The organism is Methylocystis borbori (genome assembly GCF_036576025.1).
GTDB classification, from domain to species: Bacteria; Pseudomonadota; Alphaproteobacteria; order Rhizobiales; family Beijerinckiaceae; genus Methylocystis; species Methylocystis borbori.
Window position 1 is genome coordinate 1 of sequence record NZ_JAZHYN010000085.1, and the last position, 4,175, is coordinate 4,175.

Consider the following 4,175-nt stretch of genomic DNA (forward strand, 5'->3'; position numbering starts at 1 on the left):
CGGCGCCGGCGCGGCGGTGAGCGACGCGACGCAGCTCGGCGCGGGCGCGCCGGCGGGCGATTTCGATGCGGCGCTCGCCTTCGCCGTCGGCGAACTCGGCAAGCTCGCGCAGGGCCGGGCCTCGATCTCCGACGGCAAGATTTCGATTGAGGGGCAGGGGCGCGAAAACGTGCAGGCCACGACGATCGAGGCCGACGCCAAAGCGCATCTGCCGAAAGGATTCGACATCGCGCGGCTCGACATCGTCGCCGGTCCGGTTTCGCCCTATGTCTTTGGCGCCGAGCGCGCCGACGCCGAGGTGACGCTGACCGGCTATGTTCCCGACGAGGTCGCGCGCCAAAGGCTCGTCGAAAGCGCGCGCCGGCATTTCTTCGACGCGGCGGTTGTCGACCGGCTCGCGATCGCAAAGGGCGCGCCGCAGAATTTCACTGACGCCGCCGACCATTCGCTTGCGGCGCTCGCGCGCCTTGCGGACGGCAGGCTCGCGATCAGCGACGCCACTGTGGCGCTGACGGGCGCCGCGCGCCATCAGAACGCGCGCGCCGAAATCGGGACGGCGCTCGCCGAGTCGCTGCCGCAGAGTTTCCGCGGCGACGCGCGGCTCTCGACGCGCATCCTCGGCTCCACGCTCGACGCCGGACAATGCGGCGCGGCGCTCTCCCAACTGCTCGCGAAGCGGCCGATCAAGTTCAGCGCCGACGACGTTGCGATCGCGCCCGAATCCGCGCCGCTGCTCGACGCGATCGCCGCGACGGCGCTGCGCTGCCAGATCGTCGGCCTCGAAGTCGCCGCGCATACCGACAATGCGGGCATCAGCGAGGTCAATCTCGCCCGCAGCAAGCGCCATGCGCAGGCGGTCGTCGAACATCTCGTGAAGGCCGGCGTCGATCCCTTCAAGGCGACGGCCGTCGGCTATGGCGCGGAGCGGCCAATCGTCCCCAATGACAGCGACGAAAATCGCGCCCGCAACGCGCGCGTCGAATTCGTCGTGAAGTGACGGGCGGGGAAGGAGAAAGCGGATGGTCTATTTGCTGACGCTCGGCTGGGCGTGGTTCGCAGCCGCCTGCGCGCTCGGCGCGCTGACGGGTTTCGTGACGACTCCGGACGACAAGAACGCGCCGGCCGCCCCCGGCTGGATATTGGCGGCCACGGCGCTGGCGCTCGTCGCCGGCTTCGCCGCCTCCTGGCTGGAGTTGTTCGGCGGCCGCGAGGCGGTCGCTTTCGACGTGGCGCTGCTCGCGAGCGCCGCCTATCTCGTCGGACTGCCGTTCGGCGGCGCGCTGAAATCGGCGCGCGCCTCGGCGCCGGCATCCGAAGCGAAGCGTCCGATCGTCGTCCTGCGCGGCGCGATGGAGGCTCAGCCCCGGGCCGTAGCGCCTTCGCAGAGCGCCGCCGCATCCGCGACGGAAAGCGACGAACATGCGGCGATCGAAGCGGCGGCGGGCGCCGCTCAGGCGCTTCATGAAAAGGCCGCCGAGATGCGGGCGCCGGCGAAGTCGGTTCCCGGGACGGCGCCGGCGACTCTGTCCGCCCCGCGCGCGGGCAAGGCGGACGATCTTTCCAAGATCAAGGGTCTCGGGCCTAAGAGCGTCGAAAAGCTCAATGCGCTTGGCGTTTTTCACTTCGATCAGATCGCCGGATGGAGCGCCGACAACGTCAAATGGATCGAGGCGTCGATCGGCGCAACGGGCCGCGTCTCGCGCAATGGATGGGTCGAACAGGCGCAAAAGCTCGCGGGCGTCGCGCAGCGCGAGTCCGACGCCGCATGAAGGCTTGAAGAGAATGTTTTCTTTCTAATTAAGCGATATGCGCATTCTCCTTTACGCCTTCATTTGCGTCGCGGCGCTTTTGCCGCAAAGCGTCCGCGCCCAGGACATGCTGCAGGGCGTCGATCTCGCGCAGCCCGCCTATTCGCAGGCCGAGCTGACGCGCGCCGACATCGAGGCGGCGCTTAAACATCGCGGCGCCGGTCATAAGATCGATCTCTCCGAAAAGAGCCTCAACGGGCTCGATCTCTCCGGCCTCGATCTGCGGGGAGTCGATTTTCGCGCTGCGCGGCTGAACAAGGCGCGGCTTTCCGGCGCCAATCTCGACGGCGCCATTCTCGATCAGGCCTGGCTGATCGACGCCGACCTCAGCGGTGCCTCGCTGAAGGGGGCGCACGCCTTCGCGGCGCAGATGCAGCGCATGCGCGCCGACGGCGCCGATTTCTCCCATGCGCGCGTCGCCGGCGATCTTTCCGGCGCGTCGCTGCGCGGCGCGAATTTCGACGAAGCCGATCTTGGCGCCGATATGAAGAACCAGTCGATGGGGCTGATGCGCGCGGTCCTGCGTTCGGCGACGTTAGAGGGCGCGCGTTTTCGCAACGCCAATCTGCTCTCCGCCGATCTGCGTTTCGCGCGCGCCGCCGGCGCGGATTTTTCTCACGCCAATTTGAAGAATGCGGACGCATCGGGCGCCGATTTCTCAAGCGCGATCTGGACAGGCGCCAAAACCGAAGGCCTCGATCTCGACTCCGCGCGCATCGACCCCGCGGCGGAAGCGGCGCTGAAAGATGCGCATAATCTCGATCGCGCCCGGCGCCAGTGACGCGCCGGCCCTGCGCGGCTTTTGCGCTGCAGCAGGACGCCGCGTCCCGCTTTGATTTATCTTTTTGAATTTGCTTAAGATGGCTTCGTCCCGCTTTTTTCCTCGCGCGCCGCGCCGGCATATGCGGGATGTGACTGCGGGCGGGGCGAGAGGGATGAGCGATGGGCGCTGGCGGCGAACAGCCAAACCACGGGAAGAAGGCTTTCGCAAAGCTCGCCTTTCTTGCCTCGGGCGCGCCGGAGGCGGAGGAAGCGCGGCTCCGCCTCGTCGAGAAATATAGCGACTGCCCGCCTGAGGAGGCCGACTGCATCGTCGCGCTCGGCGGCGACGGGCTGATGCTGCGCACGCTGCATCGCTTCATGGGCGCGGGCAAGCCGATCTATGGGATGAATCGCGGCTCCGTCGGCTTTCTGATGAATCAATATCGCGAAAGCGGATTGCGCAAGCGCCTCGCCGAGGCGAAGCCGTCGATCATCCATCCGCTGCTCATGCATGCGGTGAATCTGCGCGGCGACGAATTCTCCGCCCATGCGGTCAACGAAGTCTCGCTCCTGCGCCAGACCTCGCAGATCGCCAAGCTGCGCATATTGGTGAATGGGCAGGAGCGTATGCCCGAGCTCGTCACCGACGGCGTGCTGGTGGCGACGCCGGCGGGCTCCACCGCCTATAATCTTTCGGCGAATGGGCCGATCTTGCCGCTGGACGCGCCGCTGATGGCCCTGACGCCGATCTCGGCCTTTCGCCCGCGCCGCTGGCATGGCGCGCTCTTGCCCAGCGCCGCCAAGGTGCGCATCGAAGTGCTGGAGGCGGAGAAGCGGCCGGTGTCGGTCGTCGCCGACCACGACGAATTCCGCGATCTCGCTTATGTCGACATCGAGATGGATCATGCGACCGAGATGGTCCTGCTGCACGACCCTGGCCATTCGCTGGAGGAGCGCATTTTGAGGGAGCAGTTCGGGTATTAGGGGCGGGCCGCCCAGCCTGCCGGATGTTGAAGAATGCGCATGATCGTGGCGGTCTTCTCGACGACCAGCCTGAAAGAGGGCCGATGCGCTCCTGTCTGATCCTGGATATCGCGGCCGGCGGCGATGTTTCGGCGGCGCTCGCTTGCGGCGCCGACGCGGTTCTGTTGCGCCGCGCGGGCGAGGCGGCGCATGCGACGCGCGCTTTTATCGCCGATGTGCGGAGACAGTCGAAGGGCCTGAAGGTTTTTGTCGAAATCGCGCCAATCGAGAGCGAGTCCGTCGAGGGCGAGCTCGACTCTGTTGTCGGCTTTGCGCCAGACGGCGTTTTTCTGTCGGCTTGCGCCGACAGGACAAGTCTTTCCCAGCTTGCCGCGAAGCTCGCCGTGCGCGAGGCGGAAGCCGGCCTGACGCATGGCGCGACGAAAATCGCGGCTTTTGTCGGCGCCGACCCTGCGGCCGTATTGGCGCTGCCCAGCTTCGCCGACGCGACGAAGCGGCTTGCGGCGATCGCCTTCGACGAAGCGCCGCTTCGCGCAGGCTTGGGACTCGCGGAGCCTGACGCCGCGCCGATCGCGACCGCGCGCGGCCTCGTCGTTCTGGCCGCCGCCGCCGCCGGCGTTC

The 4,175-nt window shown here is 67.3% G+C and carries 5 protein-coding genes; all 5 read left to right on the plus strand.

Annotated features, from left to right (window positions below; genetic code table 11):
- Positions 1-997, plus strand: a 997-nt coding sequence (locus tag V3H18_RS16365; RefSeq protein WP_332083151.1) for an OmpA family protein, incomplete at its 5' end; no start/stop codon positions are given.
- Positions 998-1,019: 22 nt separating this feature from the next.
- Positions 1,020-1,769, plus strand: a complete 750-nt coding sequence (locus V3H18_RS16370; RefSeq protein ID WP_332083152.1) for a hypothetical protein — start codon at positions 1,020-1,022, stop codon at positions 1,767-1,769.
- Positions 1,770-1,806: 37 nt separating this feature from the next.
- The gene (locus V3H18_RS16375; RefSeq protein WP_332083153.1) at positions 1,807-2,589 is read left to right on the plus strand and encodes a pentapeptide repeat-containing protein; all 783 of its coding nucleotides are present in this window, start codon (positions 1,807-1,809) and stop codon (positions 2,587-2,589) included.
- A gap of 161 nt (positions 2,590-2,750) precedes the next feature.
- Positions 2,751-3,554 carry an NAD kinase gene (locus V3H18_RS16380; protein ID WP_332083154.1) on the plus strand — a complete coding sequence of 268 codons (804 nt, stop codon included), beginning with the start codon at positions 2,751-2,753 and terminating at the stop codon, positions 3,552-3,554.
- Positions 3,555-3,637: 83 nt separating this feature from the next.
- Positions 3,638-4,175: aldolase (locus V3H18_RS16385; RefSeq protein ID WP_332083155.1), on the plus strand; the 538-nt coding region annotated here is incomplete at its 3' end.

Excerpts from the sequence above, each read along its gene's own strand:
- V3H18_RS16380 (WP_332083154.1), top strand. The coding sequence starts at position 2,751 with ATGGGCGCTGGCGGCGAACAGCCAAACCACGGGAAGAAGGCTTTCGCA.
- V3H18_RS16370 (WP_332083152.1), top strand. The coding sequence starts at position 1,020 with ATGGTCTATTTGCTGACGCTCGGCTGGGCGTGGTTCGCAGCCGCCTGC.
- V3H18_RS16375 (WP_332083153.1), top strand. The coding sequence starts at position 1,807 with ATGCGCATTCTCCTTTACGCCTTCATTTGCGTCGCGGCGCTTTTGCCG.